Source organism: Arenibacter palladensis (assembly GCF_900129275.1).
Taxonomy (GTDB): domain Bacteria; phylum Bacteroidota; class Bacteroidia; order Flavobacteriales; family Flavobacteriaceae; genus Arenibacter; species Arenibacter palladensis.
On record NZ_FQUX01000001.1, the window covers coordinates 511000 to 535375 of the forward strand.

General features: G+C 39.7%; 25 protein-coding genes. 3 read left to right on the plus strand and 22 right to left on the minus strand.

Features of this window, described 5'->3' with window-relative positions:
* Positions 1-199: 199 nt before the first annotated feature.
* Complete coding sequence (gene dprA, locus BUA60_RS01995; RefSeq protein ID WP_072860066.1) at positions 200-1303, minus strand: DNA-processing protein DprA; 1104 nt, start codon at positions 1301-1303, stop codon at positions 200-202.
* A gap of 104 nt (positions 1304-1407) precedes the next feature.
* Here dprA and BUA60_RS02000 point away from each other — a divergent pair, with 104 nt between their 5' ends.
* On the plus strand, positions 1408-2355 hold the full coding sequence (locus tag BUA60_RS02000) for an HU domain-containing protein (RefSeq protein ID WP_072860067.1): 948 nt from the start codon (positions 1408-1410) through the stop codon (positions 2353-2355).
* Positions 2356-2412: 57 nt separating this feature from the next.
* Positions 2413-2925: an acyl-CoA thioesterase gene (locus BUA60_RS02005; RefSeq protein ID WP_072860068.1), complete on the plus strand. Its 513-nt coding sequence runs from the start codon at positions 2413-2415 to the stop codon at positions 2923-2925.
* On the opposite strand, the gene BUA60_RS02010 is transcribed toward BUA60_RS02005, so the two are convergent.
* The 18 genes from BUA60_RS02010 to BUA60_RS02095 form a co-directional block, all read right to left on the minus strand.
* A complete protein-coding gene (locus BUA60_RS02010) occupies positions 2922-3758 on the minus strand; it encodes an aldo/keto reductase (RefSeq protein WP_317043174.1) in 837 nt (278 codons plus the stop codon). The genes BUA60_RS02005 and BUA60_RS02010 overlap by 4 nt on opposite strands.
* A gap of 12 nt (positions 3759-3770) precedes the next feature.
* Entirely contained in the window at positions 3771-5015 is a 1245-nt protein-coding gene (locus tag BUA60_RS02015) for a murein hydrolase activator EnvC family protein (protein ID WP_072860069.1), read from the minus strand.
* 1 nt (position 5016) lies between these two features.
* The gene (locus tag BUA60_RS02020; RefSeq protein WP_072860070.1) at positions 5017-5802 is read right to left on the minus strand and encodes a lipoprotein insertase outer membrane protein LolB1; all 786 of its coding nucleotides are present in this window, start codon (positions 5800-5802) and stop codon (positions 5017-5019) included.
* A gap of 4 nt (positions 5803-5806) precedes the next feature.
* Positions 5807-6826, minus strand: coding sequence for a tetratricopeptide repeat protein (locus BUA60_RS02025; protein ID WP_072860071.1), 1020 nt, complete (start codon positions 6824-6826; stop codon positions 5807-5809).
* 73 nt (positions 6827-6899) lie between these two features.
* Positions 6900-7334 carry a dUTP diphosphatase gene (gene dut / locus BUA60_RS02030; protein WP_072860072.1) on the minus strand — a complete coding sequence of 145 codons (435 nt, stop codon included), beginning with the start codon at positions 7332-7334 and terminating at the stop codon, positions 6900-6902.
* On the minus strand, positions 7331-8794 hold the full coding sequence (locus tag BUA60_RS02035; protein ID WP_072860073.1) for a lipopolysaccharide biosynthesis protein: 1464 nt from the start codon (positions 8792-8794) through the stop codon (positions 7331-7333). The genes dut and BUA60_RS02035 overlap by 4 nt, the downstream gene beginning before the upstream one ends.
* Before the next feature lie 226 nt (positions 8795-9020).
* On the minus strand, positions 9021-9881 hold the full coding sequence (atpG, locus tag BUA60_RS02040) for an ATP synthase F1 subunit gamma (protein ID WP_072860074.1): 861 nt from the start codon (positions 9879-9881) through the stop codon (positions 9021-9023).
* A 108-nt stretch (positions 9882-9989) separates the two neighbouring features.
* Positions 9990-11564 carry a F0F1 ATP synthase subunit alpha gene (gene atpA, locus BUA60_RS02045; RefSeq protein WP_072860075.1) on the minus strand — a complete coding sequence of 525 codons (1575 nt, stop codon included), beginning with the start codon at positions 11562-11564 and terminating at the stop codon, positions 9990-9992.
* Positions 11565-11622: 58 nt separating this feature from the next.
* Positions 11623-12162, minus strand: coding sequence for an ATP synthase F1 subunit delta (gene atpH / locus BUA60_RS02050; protein ID WP_072860076.1), 540 nt, complete (start codon positions 12160-12162; stop codon positions 11623-11625).
* A 10-nt stretch (positions 12163-12172) separates the two neighbouring features.
* Entirely contained in the window at positions 12173-12673 is a 501-nt protein-coding gene (locus tag BUA60_RS02055) for a F0F1 ATP synthase subunit B (RefSeq protein ID WP_072860077.1), read from the minus strand.
* 90 nt (positions 12674-12763) lie between these two features.
* Positions 12764-12955, minus strand: coding sequence for an ATP synthase F0 subunit C (gene atpE / locus BUA60_RS02060; protein ID WP_031446173.1), 192 nt, complete (start codon positions 12953-12955; stop codon positions 12764-12766).
* Positions 12956-12987: 32 nt separating this feature from the next.
* Entirely contained in the window at positions 12988-14064 is a 1077-nt protein-coding gene (atpB, locus tag BUA60_RS02065) for a F0F1 ATP synthase subunit A (protein WP_072860078.1), read from the minus strand.
* A 124-nt stretch (positions 14065-14188) separates the two neighbouring features.
* Complete coding sequence (locus tag BUA60_RS02070; RefSeq protein ID WP_072860079.1) at positions 14189-14575, minus strand: DUF6168 family protein; 387 nt, start codon at positions 14573-14575, stop codon at positions 14189-14191.
* Positions 14575-14805 carry an AtpZ/AtpI family protein gene (locus tag BUA60_RS02075; protein WP_072860080.1) on the minus strand — a complete coding sequence of 77 codons (231 nt, stop codon included), beginning with the start codon at positions 14803-14805 and terminating at the stop codon, positions 14575-14577. The genes BUA60_RS02070 and BUA60_RS02075 overlap by 1 nt, the downstream gene beginning before the upstream one ends.
* Positions 14783-15214, minus strand: a complete 432-nt coding sequence (locus BUA60_RS02080; protein WP_072860081.1) for a bactofilin family protein — start codon at positions 15212-15214, stop codon at positions 14783-14785. The genes BUA60_RS02075 and BUA60_RS02080 overlap by 23 nt, the downstream gene beginning before the upstream one ends.
* A 19-nt stretch (positions 15215-15233) precedes the next feature.
* Positions 15234-17777, minus strand: coding sequence for a type IX secretion system periplasmic lipoprotein PorW/SprE (gene porW / locus BUA60_RS02085; protein ID WP_072860082.1), 2544 nt, complete (start codon positions 17775-17777; stop codon positions 15234-15236).
* A 246-nt stretch (positions 17778-18023) separates the two neighbouring features.
* Complete coding sequence (locus BUA60_RS02090) at positions 18024-18719, minus strand: ABC transporter ATP-binding protein (protein WP_072860083.1); 696 nt, start codon at positions 18717-18719, stop codon at positions 18024-18026.
* 12 nt (positions 18720-18731) lie between these two features.
* Positions 18732-20204 (minus strand): DUF5687 family protein, encoded by a 1473-nt coding sequence (locus BUA60_RS02095; RefSeq protein ID WP_072860084.1) that lies wholly within the window; start codon positions 20202-20204, stop codon positions 18732-18734.
* 128 nt (positions 20205-20332) lie between these two features.
* On the opposite strand from BUA60_RS02095, the gene BUA60_RS02100 reads away from it, so the two are divergent.
* A complete protein-coding gene (locus tag BUA60_RS02100; RefSeq protein ID WP_072860813.1) occupies positions 20333-21382 on the plus strand; it encodes a ferredoxin--NADP reductase in 1050 nt (349 codons plus the stop codon).
* A 47-nt stretch (positions 21383-21429) separates the two neighbouring features.
* Here the strand turns inward: BUA60_RS02100 and BUA60_RS02105 are convergent, their stop codons facing one another.
* The 3 genes from BUA60_RS02105 to BUA60_RS23505 all read right to left on the minus strand — a co-directional run bounded on the left by BUA60_RS02105 (position 21430) and on the right by BUA60_RS23505 (position 24202).
* Positions 21430-22215: a patatin-like phospholipase family protein gene (locus tag BUA60_RS02105; protein ID WP_072860085.1), complete on the minus strand. Its 786-nt coding sequence runs from the start codon at positions 22213-22215 to the stop codon at positions 21430-21432.
* A gap of 407 nt (positions 22216-22622) precedes the next feature.
* On the minus strand, positions 22623-23021 hold the full coding sequence (locus BUA60_RS02110; RefSeq protein ID WP_072860086.1) for a DoxX family protein: 399 nt from the start codon (positions 23019-23021) through the stop codon (positions 22623-22625).
* 29 nt (positions 23022-23050) lie between these two features.
* A complete protein-coding gene (locus tag BUA60_RS23505; RefSeq protein ID WP_072860087.1) occupies positions 23051-24202 on the minus strand; it encodes a DNA polymerase III subunit in 1152 nt (383 codons plus the stop codon).
* Positions 24203-24376 lie beyond the last annotated feature (174 nt).

Genomic DNA, 24376 nt, shown 5'->3' on the forward strand with positions numbered 1-24376 from the left:
ATATTTTCCCAAAAAGATAATTGGGCTGAAGGGTAGTTTATGGGAGATGAAATACCCAAAAGTCTTCGCTTTTCTATTATAAAAGCCTTTTTGCAAACCAGTTGGTCGGTAAATTTTAAAGAACATACCCCAATTTAATGTCGAAAATTGGCATTAATACACTGGTGGAATTAAACTAGAAGGATATTGTATCCATTTTTTAGATAGCCTCGAACAATTTACCTGGGAGTGGTCTCACCACTCCCTTCATTTCCATATTCAATAGGGTAGAGGAAACCTTATATATGGGCAATTTACAATCCAATGCAATGTGGTCCAACATTTGTTTGCCCCCCTGTTGTAAATAGTCATAGATTTCCTTCTCCGTATCGTCCAACTCCACAAATAGTTGCTTTTGTATGGTAGCGGGCTCCTTTTCTTCCAATTTCCACCCCAACATATAGATCAAATCGGCGGCCGAAGTAAGCATTTGTGCTTTCTGCTGTTTAATGAGGTTATTGCATCCACTGCTGTACTTATCCTGGGTTCTTCCAGGTACGGCAAAAACATCTCGATTATAACTGTTGGCAATATCTGCGGTAACCAGACTACCTCCCTTTTCAGCGGATTCCACTACAATGGTAGCTTCGCCCATACCCGCAATAATCCGATTTCGCTTTAAAAAATTTTCCCTATCAGGTTGACTAGTACTCCAAAACTCAGTGAAAAAGCCGCCGTTCCTATTTACATCGGGCACATATTTTTCATGCATTTTTGGATAAATCTGATTCAAACCATGGGCCAGGCATCCTATGGTCTGTAACCCATGTTTTACTGCAGCCCTTTGTACACAAATATCCACCCCATAGGCAAACCCACTTACAATAATTGGATCTAAGGGTGCCAATTCCTCAATGAACTGCTCGCAAAATGCAGTGCCATAACTGGTAATATTTCTGGTCCCAACAATACTTATGATCCTCTGGCGGTTCAAATCTATATTCCCTTGGCTGAAAAGTAAAATAGGGCTATCTATACAGTGTTTCAAATAAGCCGGATAGTTGTCCTCCATAAAATAATGAAGGTTTATTTCCCGACTCCTTATAAATTCATATTCCAATTCAGCGGCCTCCAAATGCTCCCTGTCCATAAGTCCTTTCAGGATCCCTGTACCAATGCCATCCAATTTTACCAAACGAGATATTTTTTCATCAAAAATTGCTGATGGACTCCCGCAACTGGATATTAATTTTTTTGCCGTTATGTCACCAATATTCGGTACGTTCTGCAACCGAAGAATAGCAATTATTTCATCTCTAGACATTTATGGAACCCGCTTAGTTGTTCACAAAATACACAAAATATAATGTTAATAAAAAGTTATGTGAAGAGTTTTGAACTTGTGTATTTTTTCTAATCTTTGTCCCTATGGGAACCGAACATTACATAGCGGAGCTGCTTTATAGATACAATTGTGTAATGGTGCCTGAATTCGGCGCTTTTTTGACACAGATGAAATCTGCCGTTATCAATGACGCTACAAATTCATTCTACCCTCCTTCGAAAGTAATATCCTTTAATGAACAACTGACTTCCAATGACGGATTGTTGGTATCCTATATGGCCGATGCCGAAAAAATGTCCTACGAGGACATGCAGAAGCAAATAGCGGCAGTATCGCTAAAGTGGAAGAAACTTCTAAAGGAAGGACACAGATTGAATTTACCCAACATAGGTGAATTGTGGTTGAACAAGGAAGGAAAAACACAGTTTCAGCCTTCTTATCAGGTAAATTACCTTACCTCCTCCTTTGGGTTATCTACATTTGTATCTACCCCGATCTCTAGGGAAGTTTTAAAGGAGGAAGTGGTTGAACTAGAAGAAAAAATTCCATTTATGATAACCCCTGAGGCTAGGAAAGAATCTACCCTTAGGCCTTATTTAAAATATGCAGCGGTAATATTATTGGCCATTGCCACAGGTTTTACCGGCTATCGACTTTATAACGATAAAATATACGACCAGGAATTGGTAAGGCAGGAAGCAAATCAGCAAGTTTCCAAAAATATCCAGGAAGCTACCTTTTTCAATACTGCTCCCTTAGAATTACCTGCCGTATCCTTAAATGTCATCACCAACAAAAAAAGTGGTGTTCACCAAGTTATTGCCGGCGCTTTTAGAATACAAGAGAATGCCGAAAAGAAAGTCCTTCAACTTAAAGAAAAAGGATATGATGCCTCTTATCTAGGTGTTAACCAATATGGATTGCATATGGTAGCCTACGGTAGTTTTGACGATGCCAAGGAAGCATTAAATTATTTAAGGAAAATTAAACAGTCCGAATCGCCCGAAGCTTGGTTGCGATCTGTAAAATAATTACCTCCCCACTTTTTAGCTTAACATTACCAATGTATCTTTGCCCAAAAGAATTTTATGGAGCCAAAGACGCCCAGTGAATCGCGCACCTTAATGACCGATATGGTCCTTCCTAGTGAAACCAACCCTTTGAACAATTTGTTTGGAGGTGAATTGTTGGCCCGTATGGACCGTGCCGCCAGTATAGCCGCCAGGCGACACAGCAGACGAATAACCGTTACTGCGTCCGTAAACCATGTAGCTTTTAACCAAGCTGTTCCTGTAGGAAGTGTTGTTACCGTAGAGGCAGCCGTTTCCAGAGCCTTCAGAACCTCCATGGAAGTATTTATAGATGTATGGATGGAAGACCGCTTTAACGGCGAGAAATCCAAGGTAAACGAGGCTATCTACACTTTTGTGGCCGTAGACGATAGTGGAAAGCCTACTACTGTTCCAGAATTAAGGCCGGAGACCGACTTGGAGACACAGCGATTCGAAGCTGCCCTGCGCAGAAAGCAACTCAGTTTGGTGCTTGCCGGCAAGATGAAACCCAAAGATGCTACGGAGCTTAAGGCTTTGTTCTTGGATTAAAAATCGAAATTATCGGGGTCGGGACCAAATCTTTTTCCGCGGTCCAAATTCTCTAATTTTTTGACATCTTCTGGAGCAAGTTCAAAGTCAAAAATATCCGCATTGGCTCTAATCCGATCCTTTTTGGCCGATTTTGGAATGGTGACCACCCCTTTTTGCAAATCCCAGCGCAATACTATTTGGGCAATGGTCTTATTGTATTTTGCAGCTAGGCCCTTCATAACATCCAATTCAAAGATATGCCCCTGCATCAATGGGGACCAAGCTTCATACTGAATGGTATTTTTGTTGCAAAAATCGATTAAATCCTGTTGTACCAAATAGGGATGAAATTCCATTTGGTTCACCATGGGGACGATTTCTACGGAAGTTAATAGATCTTCCAGATGGTGCTGCATAAAATTACTTACTCCTATGGCCCTCACCCCTTTATGCTTGTACAAATATTCCATTGCGCGCCAAGTTTCCTTATATTTTCCCTTTACTGGCCAATGTACCAAGAACAGATCAAGATAGTCCAAATTCAATCGCTTTAAACTGGACTCGTAGGCCTTAATAGTACTTTCATAGCCTTGATCGCTATTCCACACCTTGCTCACCACAAATATATCCTTACGCTCAACTCCACTTTCCCTGATGCCTACACCTACACCCTCTTCATTCCCGTAGATCGAAGCCGTGTCTATATGTCGATATCCGTCCTGCAAGGCCCATTTTACGGCATTGGTCACTTCCTTTCCATCTTCGGACAAATAGACCCCTAAACCAAAATAGGGCATCTCCACGCCATTATGAAGCCTAAAAGTTCCTTTTAAATCCGTTAAATTTTTCAATTTCAAAATATTTTATAGTTGATAAATCCATTCCTCAGGATTAAGGCGGGTAGTATCCTTGTAAAGATAAAATTTCAATTGGGTGGTGCCGCTGGATTTACTGGTGTAAATATCCCCTAAATCCGACTTGGTGTTTACCTTATCCCCTTTCTTTACGTAAACTCTGGAAAGATTGTAATAGGTACTTATATAGTTTCCATGTTTAATCTGCACTCCCTTATTCCCTCCTGGAACAGAGAGTATGGCAATAACTTCACCTTCAAAGATAGCCCTTGCCTTGGATCCTTCGTCCGTGGCAATAATCACCCCATTACTTTCGTGTTTTATACCTGGATAAACGGCATCATTATAGACCCCAAACCCCTGTCTTTTAATTCCTTTTTCCACAGGCCAGATCAATTTTCCCTTGTTGGCCGAGAAATTATTGGCCACTATAGTCGCTTCGGGAGTTAATACAAACTTACTGCTACTTGTTGCAGTAGTACTGGAAGATTTACTTGCCTCTCTGTTGGAAGCGGCAATAGCGCTACGTATCAATCTTTCTATTTGTTCATCTATCCTCTTGGCCTCCTTCTTTTTATTTTCAATGGCCGCAGCATATTTGCTTTCGTTCTTCCTTATGCTCTTGAGCAATTCCTTTTGGGACTGGATTTCCTTGTACAGCTGATTTTTGATCTGGGTATTTTCCGCCACAAGCTTGTCCTTCTCCTTACGCTGTTCGGAAAGGTCTTTGTTCAATTGGGTTAGCTCTTCCGTTTTGGCCACAATTTGCTCCCCCTGCTCTTTTCTGTATTGGGTATACTGCTTCATATACTGAAACCGCTTAAAAGCCTGTAGGAAATTCTCAGAGGACAAGAGAAACATTAACCTGCTTTGTCTGGATTTATTCTGATAGGACTTTTGGATCATATTCCCGTATTCTTCCTTCAAAAAAGCAAGATCGTTACGCAGTTTTCCAATGTTCCTAACATTGGTATTTATCTGCCTATTAAGTAAATTGGACTGTTGATTGGTAACCCTGATCAACTGTTGGCGAACATTGATTTTTTGATCCATGGCCTCCATCTGTTCCAAGACATTTCCCTTTTCCTTTTTTTCTGCGAACAATAACCGGTTAATTTCCGATATTTCCTTTTGGAGTTGCTCCCGCTTGGATTCCAATGCCTTCTGTTCATTGGTTTGGGCCATGGTAAAATAGCCCCAATGAAAGAACATAACAAAAAGAAAATAAACTATATACGAGTGATTACTTCTCATATTAATTTAAAACTATTTCTTTGAAACCATTTGGTATATTATATGGAAAGTTTAACGCCCTATTAAACTCCATATTCCTAAACTCTACCGTAATATTATTGGTATTGTCCCCATCTACCGCCAAAATATCTATCTCTCCGGGCAAAATCCATTTATTGACTTTTTGATAGTTTTTATAGTTGATTTCCAGCAATCGTTTCTCCCAAGGTTGCGACAATTGTTGGGCAGCCATTTTATAATTCAAGGGCTCGATTTGAAACAATATTTTAAATAGCTCTCCGGCCTTTTTTGGTTTCAATTGATAGTTGTCGTTGGCGATTTCCACCATATACTTTTCATCCCGTAAATCGAAAAGGGGCTCTCCCAAAAGAAGGTTTTGTACTTTTTCAAAATTAAGGTCGGTTCCCAAAAGTTGACTCAAATAGGAGAAGTTACCGTCAAAATATTCATTATCCAACTTGTTATAAAACGATACCCTGTCTGGAGTAATGTAGGCTTTTACGATTCCTAAGGGCGCACTTAGCCAAATGGCCTTGTCTTTTTCCATCCTAAAACTAACACTTACGCTTTGTGTGCTCTCCCCGTCTGAATAATCTATCCTCATTTTTCCACTTAGGGTTTTAAAATTAAAATGGGAGTAATAGTGGTTTCTTATGACCGCCTTTGCGGTCATATTTTCATCCACAGTACCGCTTTTAATTACGCTTGTAGACTTACATGAAAACACCAATACCACAAAAATGCCAAGTAGAGACCATTTTTGAAGTCTTTTAAAACTGTATACCATAGATTTACGACCCGGATTTTAATTTACTAAGATACATATTTGCTTTGGAAGAATTTCCTAAAGCATTGTTAGCATCCACTAATTCTTTGTATATCTTATTGGCAAGATCCATATCGTCCAATAAATAATCCAATCCCGACTCCAAGGCCATAATGGCTTCTTTATGTTTCTTCACCTTATTTAAACTAAGTCCGTATGCGTAATAAAAATAGGGTTGTGCCGGGAAATTCTCTAAGGCCTCCTCACTAACGGAAGCTGCATTTTTAAAGTCGCTCTTTGCCAAATAATCAGAAATCTTGGACATAAAATTATCCATAGGGCTTTGCTTTTTCACCTCTACTATTATTGTATCCTCTTTAATTTCAGTGTTTTCCCTTGTCTTAATGGAGTTATTGATTCTTGAGCTTAGCTCCTTGGAAAAAGTTGAAATTTTCATACCATTCAGTATTTTTAAGGCGCTATCATAATTTTCCTGACTGAAATAAATCAAAGCCAAATTTTCTTGGAGTTGTACGTTATTGTAAGGTATCTTATCCCTCACTACGTCCAGTCCCAAGCCTTGCCGTTGCGTTATATCCACCAAAGTATTCAACACCCAATAATTAGCCGGTCTGGCATTCAAGGCCGAAATACCATATTGCTGTGCCAAAACTATTTGTTTGGAAGCCAAATAGGCCTTGGCCAGTTCATGGTCCAATGTAGTATTGTTAGGGTCCAGTCGTTTGCATTCCAAGAAAAGGTTTATAGCCCTATCGTAGTTTTCAATCCCCTTTTGCTTTAAGGCTTCAAAGAATTTTTCCTGAAACTCATCGGTATATTCCTCTAAAAAAACCTCGGCACTCTCTTCTTCTTTAATTTCATTTTCTTGGGCACAACCAAGCCTAGGGATCAAAACCAGCCCCAATGCCAAAATAAACATGTATCCCTTCCTTCTCATATCAAAAATCTCCCTTAAGGAAAACAGACTAAAACCAACATTGAATCGCACCAAAATTACTTTTATTCCAACAGTTTCCTTTCCCAAAATATATTGACAAGCAAAAAACCATCGTAAAATTAGTGATAATGCCAGAGCCCACCCGGTTTGTACCTAGGTTTTATTTTAGCCCTGTACTGCCAAAACCTCCCTCGCCCCTTGAGGTTTCTGAAAGCTGCTCTACCAAGTCCCACTCCGCCCTTTCATGTTTGGCAATGACCAATTGGGCTATGCGCTCCCCATTTTCTATGGTGAAAGCCTCTGTGGAAAGATTTATCAATATAACCCCTACTTCCCCCCTGTAATCAGCATCAACCGTGCCAGGAGCATTTAGAACAGTAATTCCCTTTTTCGCCGCCAGCCCGCTACGAGGCCTAACCTGTGCCTCATAACCTATTGGAAGCTCCAAGAATAGACCAGTCTTTACAATAGTTCTTTCCATGGGTTGCAATACAACCGATTCTATAAGATTGGCCCTAAGATCCATCCCGGCAGAAGCCAAGGTCTCGTAGTTAGGTAAGGGATGGACCGATTTATTGATGATTTTTATAGTCATTTTCTTAGAAATATTTGTTTTAATTTATCACTTTCAAGCCTATATACCATGCCCAAAAATATAATGAATAATATACTGCCAATAATCAAATTACGATTGAAAGCATAAAAAGATAGCATGGAAAATGAGATGGAAACCACTAGGTAAAAAACTATCTTTCTGTGGTTGTATGGTATTGGGTAATACATTCTGCCAAAAAAGAAAGAAAGTATTACCATAGAGGCATAAGCTACCAAGGTAGCCACGGCGGAGGCTACATACCCAAAATAGGGGATAAAGGCAAAATTGATAATTATGGTCAGCACAGCACCGATAAGGGAGATATAAGCCCCAAATTTTGTGCGGTCCGTTACCTTATACCATACCGAAAGATTGTGATAGATTCCCAAACAAAAGCTGGCCAAAATAATAATGGGTACTACAGACATGGCCTCCCAATAATCCGAATTGGGAACAATAAATAGTTTAAGGACATCTGCATAGACCACAACCGAAAGTAAAATAACGCTTCCTAGGATTACAAAATAATTTGTAATTTGTGCATATGCCCTTTGTGGGTTATCACTTTTGGAGTGACTAAAGAAGAAGGGTTCTATGCCCATCCTAAATGCCGTTGCAAATAGGGTCATGAATAAGGTAAGCTTGTAGCAGGCAGAATATTTACCAATCTCACTCTCGGCAATATCATCTGGTAAGAGCCAATCCAACATAATCCGATCAAACACTTCATTGATGGTAAATGCAATACCAGCCACTAGAACAGGAGCAGCGTATTTCATCATGTTGGTCCATATAAATCTATCGAATACGTAAGGCCTTCTTAAATAGAGTCGCAACATCAAAAGGAGGGTTATGCCACTCGCAATCAACATTGAGATGAATATGTAGGAGATTTCAAAGTTAGGCTTGTATAGGCCGCTTAAAAACGCATTTGGATTGCTTTCCGCCAGAATTGGAAGAATCAATAAGAAAAAACAATTCAAGCCTAGGTTGATTACCACATTGGCAATCTTGACCAGTGCATAGCGCATCGGCTTTTCGTTGGCCCTAAGCCAGGAAAATGGAATGATAACCAAAGCATCCAAAACGAGAATCAATATGGCATAAGTGATAAACTGCGGATCTATATCACTTATTGATGAAATAGCCCCTTTAAATATAAAAGCTAGGAGCATAAAAATAAAGGAAGAAACCCCAATGGAAATCAAGGAAGTGGTAACAACTGTTTTCTTATTAAGGGATGTATCGTTGTAAAAACGAAAAAATGCCGTTTCCATACCATATGCCAGTAACACATTAAAAATAGCAAACCAGGCAAAAATAATGGAAACCTCCCCATATCCATCGGTGGGCAGGACAGTGACATATAAAGGCGTTAAAAGAAACGATAGCATCCGGGGCAAGACCGTAGCTAAGCCATAGATAAACGTCTGTTTAAATAGTTTTTTAAGTGGATTCAAAGAAATCTATGAATTAGCTTTAAAATTAGGCATTTAATCGATGCGGGCAAAGTTAGTAAATTAGCTTATGCGACAAATAACTCCATAAATATAAAAACCCCACCATAATGTGGGGTTATATATTTTGAAACCTATCAATATTGACAGGACTATTATTTGAAATTTGGCTTCGCCTAATTGTTCAACGCTTATGCTTAGTTGAAATTTGGCTCCGCTATCGCTACGCCTAATTATTCAGAGCCTCCGCTCCACCAACAATTTCTAAAATTTCGCCGGTGATTGCAGCTTGTCTTGCTTTGTTATATGTAAGTTTCAACTGATTTCTCAAGTCAGTTGCATTGTCCGTTGCCTTGTGCATAGCGGTCATACGAGCACCATGTTCACTTGCAAAGGAATCGCGCACCCCTTTATATAGTTGCGTTTTTAAGGATTTTGGAATCAATTGCTCCACAATCTCGGCCTTGGAAGGCTCAAAAATATAATCAGCCGCCGAATTGGCTTCCCCCTCTACGGGAACAATTGGTAAAAACTGTTCTGTCATCACTATTTGGGTAGCGGCATTCTTGAATTTGTTATATACGATCTCAATCTTGTCGTATGCCCCTGTGGTAAAGAGATCCATCAATTCCTCTGCAATTGCTGCTACATTATCAAAAGTTAAATCATCATAAACCGCACTATGGTTTGCAATAACCTTGTTCTTTTTCTTTAAAATATCATTGGCTTTTTTACCAATAGCAACAAAATCTACCTGTTTGCCAGCATAGGTTTCCTTTGCCAACAGTGCACTTTGCTTTATGATGTTCGTGTTAAAGGCACCACATAAGCCCCGGTTCGAGGTTATGGCAACGATCAAAACCTTTTTTACATCACGATTATCGGCAAACTTGCTTCCGGAATCCGCATCCAAACTAGCACTAAGGCTCTGCAAAAGCTCCGACAATTTATCGGAATATGGGCGCATTGCGGTAATGGCATCCTGAGCCTTCTTCAACTTAGCGGCAGATACCATTTTCATGGCACTGGTAATCTGCATCGTTGAAGATACCGAAGCAATTCTATTACGTATTTCTTTTAAATTGGCCATAGGCTCCACTTAAGCTCCCCTAGGAGAGGAATACTGTGTTAGACATTTATTTATTCAATTTCTTCTGTCATATTCCTGGGCCAGGAATATGACAGAAAAACAACTGTATTAGTATTTAGCGGATAGATCTTTGGCTACTGAGCTCAAAACATCTATTACTTCATCTGTTAACTTTCCTGCCTTAAGCTGATCCAAAACGTCTCTGTGCTTGGCATTCAAGAACTCAATATAGTCCCTTTCAAACTCCTTTACTTTCTCTACAGGAACCTTGCTCAACAAGTTCTTGGAACCTGCGTAAATAATAGCTACCTGATCTTCTACTGTAAATGGATCGTTCTGTGCCTGTTTAAGAATTTCAACGTTTCTACGTCCTTTCTCAATAACATTCAAGGTAGCTGCATCCAAATCAGAACCGAACTTTGCAAAAGCTTCCAATTCACGGAATTGTGCCTGGTCCAATTTTAAGGTACCTGCTACTTTTTTCATTGATTTTATCTGGGCATTACCCCCAACACGCGATACTGAAATACCTACGTTGATCGCTGGACGAACCCCTTGGTTGAAAAGATCCTGGGTTAAGAAGATCTGTCCATCAGTAATAGAGATTACGTTGGTAGGAATATATGCAGATACGTCACCCGCCTGGGTCTCAATAATTGGCAAGGCAGTTAAGGATCCTCCTCCTTTTACCATTGGCTTTAAAACCTCTGGCAAATCGTTCATATTCTTTGCAATAGTATCATCTGCAATTACTTTTGCAGCACGCTCCAATAATCTGGAGTGAAGGTAAAATACATCCCCAGGATACGCCTCACGTCCCGGTGGGCGTCTTAACAATAAAGATATCTCACGATAAGCCACTGCTTGTTTTGACAAATCATCATAGATGATCAAAGCTGGTCTACCAGTATCCCTAAAATATTCACCGATCGCAGCTCCTGCAAAGGGAGCATATACCTGCATGGAAGCAGGGTCGGAAGCATTTGCAGCTACAATGGTAGTATAGGCCAAAGCCCCTGCATCTTCCAAAGTTTTTGCAATGTTTGCTACCGTAGAGGCCTTTTGGCCAATAGCAACATATATACAATATACAGGCTCACCCGCATCATAGAATTCCTTTTGATTCAAAATGGTATCCACACAAACGGTAGTCTTACCTGTCTGACGGTCACCAATAACCAACTCACGCTGACCCCTACCAACAGGAATCATGGCATCGATAGCCTTTATTCCCGTTTGCAATGGCTCTGTCACCGGCTGACGGAAAATAACCCCAGGAGCCTTACGCTCCAATGGCAATTCATATAATTCACCTGTTATGGGTCCCTTACCATCTATTGGCGCTCCCAATGTATCCACAACACGACCTATAATTCCTTCACCAACTTTAATGGAGGCAATGGTCTGGGTACGTTTTACAACAGAACCTTCCTTAATATTTCTGGATGGGCTCAACAATACCACACCAACGTTATCCTCTTCCAAGTTTAGAACGATCCCCTGAAGTCCACCTTCAAATTCCACCAATTCTCCGTATTGGACATTAGACAATCCATAAACCCTAGCGATACCATCACCTACTTGTAGAACGGTACCTACCTCGTTTAATGAAGCTGATGCTTCAAACCCCGATAACTGCTTCTTTAATATTGCTGATACTTCAGCGGCTTTTACTCCTGCCATTTGTTATAGATATAAGATTAGGACCACATTGAAACCCAACGTCGTCCAAAAAAATTATTTATAGACTATTTGTAAACTCTCTTTTCAAATTACTTAATTTGTTGGCTATGCTTGCATCATACTGCAAATCCCCAACACGCAAAATAAACCCTCCGATAATGCTGTCATCCACTTTGTTCTCAATAGTAGATTCATTTCCGGTAAGTTCAACAACTTTGCCCAATATCTTTTTCTCGAGATCGGCGCTTAAAGGAACCGCAGTAGTCACCATAGCCACACCTTGACCCTTACGAGCTTCATTCAAAATGATGAACTTCTCAGCAACATCGTTCAGAATTGAAATTCTCTTGTTATCCACCAAGGTGGAAATAAGTCCCTCAGTAACGCTATTGCTTCCACTGAAGATTTCGGATAAGGCCTTCTTTTTAAGTTCGCCTTTTATAACAGGGCTCCCCAACATTTCCTGTAGTTCATTGCTATCAGCAATAGTAGATAGTATACTTCGGAAATCCTTCTCCACCTGTTCGGTAGCTTTATTATCTACCGCCAGATCCAATATTGCCTTTGCGTAACGTACGGCTGCTCTAGCTTCGTTCATATCCCTATTCCTAATTTAGCTTAATGTCCCCGATCATTTCTTCGACCAACTTCATTTGTTTGGCCTTATCGGAAAACTGTCCTTTAATGACTTTTTCCGCAATCTCCAAGGATAGGGTAGCCACTTCGTTCTTTATATCGGCTACGGCTGCTTTCTTTTCACTTTCAATGGCAAGTTGTGCCTGCTTGATCATTTTATCGGCCTCTGCCTGTGCCAAATCCTTAGCATCTGCAACTATTTTCTCTTTCATCTCACGGGCCTCTTTGATCATAGCCTCACGCTCTACCCTTGCCTCTTGCAAAAGTCTTTCGCTATCGGCAGTAGCATTCTGCATTTCTTTTTTGGCGTTCTCCGCTGCAGCCAAGGCGTCCTTAATACCCGATTCACGATCCTCAACGGCATCAAGAATTGGTTTCCACGCAAATTTACGCAACAAGAGAAGCACTGCTATAAACAATAACAATTGCCAAAAAAACAATCCAAATGAAAACTGCTCTATTAATTTTTCCATGTCCTAATATATGAAATGTAAACGTTTAATTTTTAATTGTAAAAGAACAGCTATAACCAACCGTTATAGCTGTTGCTTTGTTGTGTTTGATTAAGATGCGAAAAGCGCAGCAAAACCAATACCTTCAATAAGAGCCGCAGCAATCAACATTGCTGTTTGAATCTTACCTGAAGCCTCTGGCTGACGAGCGATGGCATCCATAGCAGATCCACCAATTTTACCAATACCTAAACCAGCACCGATAACGATCAAACCAGCTCCTACAATAGTTGGGATTTCCATAATATATATAATTAATTATTAAACATTCTATTTTAGTGATCGTGATGCTCCTCAACGGCCGAACCGAAATATAGCGCGGACAACATCGTAAAAATATAAGCCTGTAAGGCCGCTACCAACAACTCCAGCAATGAAAGTGCAAATGCCAAACCAAATGACAATGGACTTCCTATCCAGTTTTTGAAGATAAACATCATTCCCAAAATACTCATCAATACCACGTGACCAGCCGTAATGTTGGCGTACAAACGAATCATTAAGGAAAAAGGCTTAATAAAGGTTCCCAAAAGCTCTATCGGTGCCAAAACAATCTTCATAAATACAGGTACATCCGGCATCCAAAAAATGTGCTTCCAGTAATTCTTATTGGCTGTAAACGTAGTGATCAAATAAGTAAGGATGGCCAAAGCAAAGGTTACCGCTATATTGTTGGTAACATTCACCCCTAACGGAGTAAGCCCCAAAAGGTTAATGATCCAAATAAAGAAAAACACCGTTAACAAATAACTCATGTATTTCTTGTAATGCTTCTTGCCTATGTTTGGAATAGCTATATCATCACGAATATAAAGTACAATAGGCTCCAACAAACGTCCTATACCCTTGGGCAAAGCACTTGTTTTGTAGGATTTGGCCATTCTGCCAAACAAAAACAACATTAGGGCAGACACCAAAAATATAAAAACAACATTTTTTGTAATGGAGAAATCCAGAGGTTTTACATTGGTTGCATGATGATCTTCATCGTAATTGATGGTTCCTTCCGCATCCGTTTTTACTATTTTGCCATGGTAGAGGGCATAATAGTTCCCATCCACTTCTGCCACGGATTCCCCATGGTGAAATTTTGAGGAAGAGAACACCTTTAGACCGTCATCCCAAATTATAACCGGCAATGGAAAACCTACGTGTTCATTTTTTTCTTCATCTATGGTAAAAAGGGTGAAATCATGGGAATCCAACAAGTGATGTCCAATAAATTCCTTGATTTCGGTTTTTAGGCTTCCTTTTTCCTCACTGGACGAATGGTCCTTTTCTTGTGCGAAAGCATTGATACCCAGAAGAAGTGTAACAACTAAAAGAACTTTGACGTAAAATGGTTTTTGCATATCGCTTAAAATATCGGTCTCAAAAAATCCGTGCAAATGTACGCTTTTATCTCAAAAAGAAAAAAGCATTAATCGGTTTATTTTGGACCATAACTTAAAAGTAATATGGAAAACAAAATTGAAGCTAACTATTTAGCATTCTGGCAGTAAAGAATGTCTCCAAAAGAAGGCATACCAAATAGGGAACAAAAAAAGTGGTAAACTCCAAGGATTCCATGTTCCCATCAGCGTTATAGAAGGGATAAAAAACGAGAAAGAAAAATAAAAACTTGAGCATACTTCCCCCTAAAAAAAGAAATCCTATCTGATCCCTCCATTTCTCCCGGAACCAATAAAGCACTGAAAATATGATCAAAGCCAGTACCACATTGAGCAAATAGGCCAAAACGATCATATGGTCCAATAAAGGAAATCCGAAAAAATAAAGTATGAGAAGGTGAAGGCAAAAAACCAAAAGGCTCAACAGTATTAAGGAAAGGTAAAAAGTAAAAAGAAATTTATTCTTGGACATTAATACTTTATGCGTTTCAATTGCTGTAAAACCAAATAAATAGCAACGGCTACTCCCAGAAGAGTTAGCACGATAACAAAGGTTTTGGATTCCATTTCAAAATATTCATCCAACCATTTTCCGCCCTGTGCAGCCAAAAAAATTATTCCGCCCATTTCAATGGCAACACCGGTAAGGATTGCCGCATTTTTTAATCCATTATTATTTTTAGGAGGCTTTTGCTGGCTCATTGGTGGTTGCTGAGTGTTTTGTTGTGCTATGGACAGCACCTTTCCCTTCCTTGCCCTTCATGGTGCAGGATGCATTGAAGGTGGCACCGGGCTCAACCGCCAATTTAGAAACTATAACTGTTCCCTCAATTACAGCGGAAGACTTTAAGGATAAGAGATCGGCCACGATCAACTCTCCATTAAAATTACCTTCAATATCGGCATTGACACACTCCACTTTGCCATGAATATAACCATCGATACCAATCACCACTTTTCCAGAAGTTTTTACGTTACCGTCCAATTTTCCATCAATACGAAAATCGGCTTCGGAAACTATGTCGCCTTTTATTTTGGTGTTTTTTTCAATTCTGTTGGGTTGTCCGCCTAATTCTGTCATAACACGAGGTTTTTTGTTGTCTGAAAACATTTTGCTAAGGTTTTGGGGTTTATTGCTGAGCTTTATAATCTGCTATATTCTTATGTACTTGTATTATTTTATAGTTGTTGGATAAAATTACGAAATTCTCATCATCGATCCGGTAATCCTTGTTGTTTTTTATCAATTCGGCATAGCCCAGAGCGAAGTCCTTGGATTTAAATCCATGAACCACTACAAATTGATCTTCCAGATTATAGATGTCCTTGGATACCACATTCTTATACTTAAGCTCCACTATGGATTTTTCCAACAGTTCCTTGAGTCTAAGCGCCTTTTTATCGTCCTTAATTTTAAGCGGAAATACTACCTTCCAGTTTCCTGTACCCGTAGATTCGGTTTCGGTGGAAAACACCTTTGGTTCCAATTTTGGCAATTGCTCCGCAACCATGGTCTGTGCCTTTTTGCCTTCGGGACTATTGGGGTAGTTTAGGGCCACATAATTCAGTGCCTCCTTAAAATCCTCGAACCCCTGTAACCTACCAATGGCATTGGCCTTTAGCATTTCAAATTTTGGAACAATAGGGTCCCCGGTGTATTTGCTGATATTTTCTTCGGCCCCTGTAATTACTTGTAAAAACTCCTGATTTTGAAACATCTTGTACAGGCGTTGGTACTTGGCATCCGGACTATCGGCACTTCCCGTTAATATGGCCTGTGGGTTTAAAAGGATTTCAGCATATCTGGATTCGGGATGGTTTTTAATGATATCATATTTCATATCCGTTGCCAACGAACTCCCAGACTCCTCATAGATCTTGTACAGGTTGTATTTTGATGGGATTATTAGTCTTTCCTCCGGATTGGATTTTAACACGCTCTCCAATTTACCGGCCGCCAAAAGGTTTTCCTTGAATTTTTCCTTATAGATCAGGCCTAATTGATAATTGGCAAAGTTACGCTCGGTCCTTAAACTATCTATTAACATAGGATCCGTAGGTATTTGACTAAGATAGTACTCAACGCTATACTTTTCCTCTTCCCCTACTGCTGCAATATTATTCCCTGCTGCGTTTGAAGGGTTTTCACCATTTACCTCCAGATTTTGCGCCTTGGATTTGTTGGACCAGCGCCAATCGTCTTCCAAGGCCCTCTTCCCCCATCTCGCCTTAAAATCGTTCTTGCCGTAACCCAATGTGGTTATGTTATAAAAATAGAACTTGCCTTTGTTTTCCTTTCCTCCCTTTGTTTTACTAAAGGCCGCAAACCCGGCATTGGCCATATTCTCCTCTTTCTTTCTCTCTTTTTCGGCAACTGACTTTAATTGGGCAATATGATCCTCGAAATAGGTTATCCTATCATCAATTGAATACTCATACAAGGTGATTACACTATCTGTGTACTGTACCACCTCCTCATATTTAATAACATCTTCCAGGTTATCAAGTTTCTTTTTAACCTCCCTATACTTCTTGGTGTTTTCATTCAAATTTTGCAATACACTATCATAATAAGCCCCGGAAGGTTTATACTGGTTTTGGTCAAAATTATAAATAGCCAAATTTTCATAGTTCAGGGCGTTCAATTGGGGCATATTCTGAGTGGCCCTCAAAGATTTGTTATAATACACCAATGCCAAGCTATCGGATTTATTTGCTAAATGGAATTCTGCTACCTGACGGTATATTTTATTCAGGAAGGGCCTATTTTCCCTGTCCTCTTCCAGTTCCGTAAGATACTCGTACATTTCTTCCCTGTTGTCATCGGTAAGTTCTGTATTCTGAATTTTTTGTAGATGGGCGTTGATCATATATACCCTGGGCGATCTCCTATTTAGATCGATGACCTTATCGAAGGCATAATTGGCACTGTCCTTATATCCCAATTGATTGTACAATTGGCCAATTATGTATAAGTAGCGGCCTTTTTCTGGATTCTTTTTAGTATAAACCGATGCAATCTTTAACTGCTGAATGGCCGTATCCGGAATCTTAAGATTGATGTACGCCTGACCCATCATGGAACGGGCGTCGGCATATTCTTGGTCGCTTAAATACTCCTGTTTTATTAAACGCTTTAAATTCTTCAGGGCAAGCTCTTCATTTTCGAGACGAATATTTACCTTTTCCCTCCAAATGGTTGCCTCGTTAAGCTTATCGCTCTGAGTATATTTATTTAGAATATAATTGAAGGATTCCAAGGCGGGCATATAACGCTGGTCAAAATACCTGGCCTTGCCCAAAAGCAAAAAGGCCTCATCGGTCTGCGGATTGCGCTCTTCGTCCTTTATATCCATACTATGTTTTTGTATGGCTTTGGTAGCTTTTTCCTCGGCAATTAGAAAATTGGGATTGTTGTCCTCGGAGTCCAACTTTATATCTTCGGTGACCTCCAATCTTTCCACGGGCAATATTTCCCAATAGTTATCCTGATAAACAGCATTGAGACCTTCGCGCCCTTCTTCGAAAGCAATGTTCCCATTATACAAGGTGTTGTATTTGGTATTTAACGCGTGCCAGTTACGGTTTAAAAGAGCGTCCTTTTTGGTGGAACAGGCATTAAACGCCAATCCTCCAAAAACAACCGAAAATATAAGTTTATTGCGAAGCTTCAAAATTCTATGTATTCGTACGTATCCTTAACTTAAAAACGGCCGGATTATTATGTAGTTGGTCGACAAAAACGGTAATATTTTAAGTTATTGGACATTTCCGACCATGGCCAAAGAAATCATAAGGGAAAATATTCTGGTAAAAAATGCTCCTTGCACTTGCCGTACTTAAAACGGACAGTAACCATATTGAAAGGTGAAAGCGAAAATTGGGAAGATTGGTAATACCGTCATGGAAGACAAGACATATTATCCTCCAAAAAAAACCTCCAACTCTTTAAGGGTTTCCTTAGAAGTCTGTATATCCCTTACTAGTTCTCCCTTATTAAGAACAACAATCCGCTCGCAAACCTCAGTAACATGGATAAGGTCATGACTGGAAACCAAAACGGTAACTTCTTTACTGGCCGCCAAGTCCTTGATAATGCCTTTTAGCTTAATCTGGGTAGTTGGATCCAAGTTGGCAAAAGGTTCGTCCAATATAATTACTTCGGGATCACCAATTAAGGAAGCAACAATACCTACCTTCTTCTGATTTCCTTTGGACAAGTCCCTCAAATATTTTTTCTGACCCAAAATTTCATCGTGAAAAAAATCCTTGAACCCCTCCAATAGATGGTCTACATCGGCCTTCTTCCGTCCCCTTATTTCCCCGATAAAATAAAAATACTCCTCCGGGGTCAAATACCCTATCAAAAATGTTTCATCAATAAATGCTGATGTAAAAGGCTTCCATGCCTCACTGGAATCTATCTGCACCCCATTATTAACGATATGTCCCGTGGTCGGCTGAATTAAATCGAGCATCAAACTAAAGAAAGTAGTTTTACCAGCACCATTATTGCCCACCAAACCAAAACTCTGACCTTTTGGGATTTCCAAATTTTCAATATTCAGAACAATGGCATCCCCGTACTTTTTAGTTAAATTTTGGACTGTGATCATGGTTATTTTCTTTTATGCTTTTTGTTTGTAGGCTGCAAGTGTCTTATACTTTTCCTTCTTGTAGATGGACTCAATCATGGCAAACACCTTATTCCTAAATCCAAATCCTATTATGCCTGCCATAGCCACAAAAATATAGCCTGCGGTTGGACTAATTAAATAATGTCCTAGAGCATATACCCCCAAGGGTAGAATTAATTTGGGCATGGTCAACAGCAAGGTTTTTGAATTAAACGCCTGCTTGTCCCCAAACGCTTTTTTATTGGATGTAAGATCTATGGGTGTTTTAATATAGGCGCCACCCCACAGCACCAAATAGGAATTAACGCCAATATTATAAATAGCCCCTACAATGACGGCCAAATAGGCATCCCAGCCAAAGTATATATAGAAGGAAGCTAGAATAGTACTTGCCGCGGTAGCTATAATTATCAAATACCATTTTGAAGTTAAATACTCCCTATAACTAATATTCTGACTCATCATTAGGGGATAATAAGCGCTGTCCCAACTGGGAACAAACTGACCGAAACTAAACAAGAACCCCCCTGAAATAAAAATCCCGGCAAATATCTTCCATACCGGTCCGTCATAGGCTTCTATACCCCCCGTAAAGAAGAGCAAACCATAGAAAATGAAGAAAAAACTCATGATTACGGAGGTTTTGGACCGCTTGTTCCTTCTTATCAATTTTATATCGTTCTTTAAAAACGTACCCAAATTCCCAAAACGGTTCAGCCAGGCATAGTCCTCTGTTTTGGCTAAAGATTTCTTTCCGGCCAGTCCGGCATCCAGATACATATGCCTTTTAAAATAGGTAAAAGCGGAAGTTGCCAGTGCTATTAGCAAACCCCATGTAAAAAGGGCTATCCAAGGTTGCGCATAAAGCGCATCAAAAAATGGCGAGGTGTAGGTTGTTATATTGAACAATCCATAGTACTGACAAATTCCAAGAATCGAAAATAGGCCTAACAACAAATAAAAAACATTGTCCTTGTTATTGACCAGTACGTTTATGAAATTATTGCAGAAAAAGAGCGCCATGATTCCCAAATGCCAACCAATGACACCTAAGGGCGAGTAACCCTCAACCAATAGTATTATAGAAAAGGGCACAAAGAAAAAAGCATGTGACCAATTAAAAAATGAAACTACCGTTTTCCCCAAGGAATACCCCACTATCTTACTTTTGTTAATAGGAAGATAGAGTAAAGGCTTAATATTGGTAATCGGCATTTTCTGAAGCATGTACCGGATATATAGATCTCCCACCAAATAATAAATCAGGAACCCATTAACTACCAAAAGGGGGTCTCCCCAACCTTGCTTTTCAATAATATAAAAAGCCCCTATTCCAAGACCCAGGAATACGACCATAAAATAAAGTGCCCCAAAAACCATAAAAATCTTTATGGCAAGATTGGCTTTAAAAGAGGCGGATCTAAAAAAGGATTTCCATTCAAGCGTAAGAAAGTGCTTTAGCATGCTTTGGGATAGTTAAACCTGACAGATTAGTGCCCAATTTAGGGTATTTGTTACAAACAGCCCTTATTTTTTTAATTTCCCGTTTTAAATCCTCCCTGCTTTGCTTAATTTTGCACCAAAGATTTAATATGGCCCACTTTCATTCGCTTACCGTTCAAAAAATTAAACCGCTTACCCCAAACTCAGTTGCAATAACTTTTGCCATTCCTAAAGAACTGATCCAGACCTTTGCCTTTACCGCAGGTCAGTACATCACCATTAAAAAGGAAATAAAGGGCAAGGAATTGAGAAGGGCCTATTCTATCAGCTCCTCTCCAAAATGTGAGGGCATTACGATTGGCGTAAAGAAAGTGGATAAGGGGGGATTTTCAGATTTTGCACACAACAAACTTAAGGTAGGGGATGTATTGGAGGTAATGCCTCCGGAAGGCCGATTTATTTTTAAACCCTCTCCTAATCCAAAGAACATAGTGGCCTTTGCTGCTGGTAGCGGTATTACTCCAATTATGAGTATTGCCAAAACCGTCTTGGAATCCAATTCCAAGAATAATTTTGTGTTGGTATATGGGAATAAATCCTATAAGGAAACCATGTTCTATACAGATTTGGTAAAGCTTCAGCTGGAATATACCAATAGGTTTCATATCTATTTTATTTTGAGTCAAACCCAAGAGGATGAAACCATTTTTGGACGTATAGAAGCCTCCACGGTGAATTACGTGCTCAAAAACAAGCATAAAAATCTAGAGTTTAACGATTACTATCTCTGTGGACCGGAAGCAATGATACAGTTGGTGACCGAAAATTTAAAGGAAAAGGGCATCTCTGAAGATAAGATTCATTTTGAATTGTTTACCTCCACAGAGATCAAGGACGAACTCCCGGAAAAACCGGAAGGAAAGACCCAACTCAAGGTCATTGTAGATGATGAGGAATTTTCCCTATCCATGGACAAAAATACTTTGGTACTGGATGCCGTATTAAAGGAGAATATAGACGCACCCTATTCCTGTCAAGGTGGTGTGTGCAGTAGTTGCATTGCCCGTATTAAGGAAGGAAAGGCCGACATGGTAAAAAATCAAATTCTAACGGATAGTGAAATAGCGGAAGGATTGATCCTTACATGTCAGGCGCATCCCACAACCCCTACTTTAACAGTGGATTACGACGATGTCTAAACATTTAGGGATGATTGCCTATTTCCAATGCCTCGCTATATGGACAACTAAGACTGCTTAAACAACTGTTCCATAACCCTTACGGCATGTTCGTAACCAATGGTATAGGCTTTTTCAATTCCCTTTTTGTCCAATATACCAATAAGTTCCAGGGCTTTTGGCTCAAATAATAGGTCACATTTATTGACCTTGTTCCTGTTAATGGCATAAATCATTAAAGAGGTGGTCCTATTGGCCAACTGCAAGGATGACTTTATACCTTCTTTAGGAATCTCCTTGATCCCGGAAACATTACTACCAATGACAAAATCTGATGAAACTGCAACTTCATCATAGGGGAAATTGTTCATAATACCTCCATCGGCATATAAGCGCCCATTGATAGCTACCGGACTAAAGACGGGCGGCAGTGCCGCAGAAGCCAACAATGGTTTGATTAATTCCCCTTCAGAAAAAATTTTTTCATCCCCTTTTTGCAAATCGGTGGCCACTACAAAAAGTTTGCGCTCCAAAGACTCAAAGGTGTTTCCGGGAAGGTATCGAGCCAAAAGATCAAAGTATCTTTCAGTATCCAAAAGACCAGGCTTTAAAATCGTCATAAAATGATAACGGAACAAGGGTGTTTCCTTAAAGAACTGTAGCATTTCTTCAACAGAGTTACCATTGGCGTACAATGCCCCGACCAAGGCACCAACACTGGTCCCCGAAACGGAATGGGTACTAATTCCAAATTCGTTAAGGGCTTGGATCATCCCTATATGTGCCATCCCCTTTACACCCCCACCGGACAATACCAGTCCGACCGATTTTGATTTAATTTGCGATAAATCCATTTCAGTCCTAGTTTATTATAGCTGTTTTAAAACAAGAATATCCCTGCCGAACATAAGCTCAAAATTACCTATAACAACCCTAACTTTAAAAATTTCAATTAGAAATAAATACTGTTCCACAAACTAGACAGTTGGTAAACTGGCTCTGGCCAAACCGATTTTGACAAATTTCCACTTTTAATCGACCCATTAGGTCCTTAAATCGGATTTTTATGGTGATCACCTCATGGTTTAAGTGTATAAAACCGACCATGCAGTATGTGCAGCTTAAGTATTGCTATAATTCAATTTTCAGAAAAAGAAAAGACACTGTAGTGCCCAAGAAATAATATAAGCCGAATTTAAATTGGTGGAATACTGTATTTTTTTGTTGGCTCTGGCAAGAAAAAATACCTGAGCAGAAAAATTTAGGAATGCAACAAAAACACTAGGAAAACAGCCGGCATAAAATAAATGGCAATGGTTCTTGCCCCATCGTAATCCTTTGCCATACGCTGACCCAATAGCAACATCAACAAGGCCAGACATGCAAGAATAGCCCCGGCCAAGGCAATAGAACCATCCCCTTGAACGATGAGCAAAAATAATCCTATGGTACACAGTATTCCTGCAACAATTTCCGTTACCATTACCGTACCCAATAAGAAGGGAACCATATTCTTAAAAGGCGTTTTTGAAAAATGACTTTTTAGCCATGATAGATTGCCCTTCCAATCCAAAATTTTGTCCAATGCACTTTGAAGAAAGGTTATAATTAAAAAAAGAAGAAGAAGTAACTCTGTGGGATAGTTCAATACGTTGTCCATGTTAATGACTTTAAGATTATACAATTCCTTTACGCGGCTTTTTTGTGTAGCAATCGCGTTAATTTTATAGATAAATCCATCAATATTAGTTTGGAATTGCCATTTCTTTCAATGTGATAAATGGCATCCTCCAATTCCTTCACAATGGGAACAATATTATTTTCATGCACAAATGGCGCAAATTTCTCCAGTTGAAACCCCTCCACATGTATCCTCATAAATGCCAATTCACGGGTATTATAATTAATCATAAGGGCCTGCCTCATGACGGACATGCAATAACTCAAGAACTTTTTTTGGGTCTCCCTACCGGTCTTTGCCACCACTTCGCTCCAAGAAATAAGATCGTGGATCGCGGCCTTATTGCCCTTGGCCTTAAAGGCGCTTCTCACCCATTGCACAAACCACTTTTCAAATACCAAATCCTCGGAATCGTTATTCATGAAATCTAGGGCCTTATTAAAATTGCCATTGGCTTCATGAGATATTCTAAGGGCATCCTCCGTGGAAACCCCCTTGTCTATAAGTGCTTGTGAAATAGCTTCTTCCGACAGCCTTGGAAAATGCAATATTTGGCACCTAGATCGTATCGTCTGAATAATTTGTTCTTCATCTTCAGCAATTAAAATCAATACCGTTTTGTCCGGTGGCTCTTCAATTAATTTCAGAAGTTTGTTGGCGGTAGAGGTATTCATTTTTTCGGCCATCCAAATAATCAGGGCCTTATAACCGCCTTCGTATGATTTCAATGAAAGTTTCTTTACAACATCCTGAGCCTCATCCACGCCAATCTGTCCCTGCTTATTTTCAATCCCTATTAATTTATACCAATCAAAAAGATTTCCATACGGCTGTTCTTTTATAAATTGCCGCCATTCCTCCAAATAATGATCACTAACGGCATGACTTTTTACCTTATCCGAATTGGATACCGGAAAGGCAAAATGCACATCGGGATGTGCCAAGGAGTTAAATTTGGTGTTACAGGCGCTATTGCCATTAATATTTTCGCCATCACTGTTGCCACAAAGCAAGTACTGCACATAACACAAAGCCATTGGCAAGGTGCCACAGCCCTCTGGGCCAACGAATAATTGGGCATGGGGTATACGACCTGCATCGGCACTGGATACCAGATGATTCTTTATATGGGAAAGTCCTAAAATATCCTTGAATAGCATGGCCCAAATATAGCGGTTTTTATCCGATATTTACTTGCTCCACAGTCTATGTCAATTATAGCAATAAACGATATTACTTTTCATAATACCACTCCACATTTTACCTGACATGCAACTATTTACAATTCTAAAATCAATATTGTGCCCTAATACATGTAAATAAATGGAATAGTC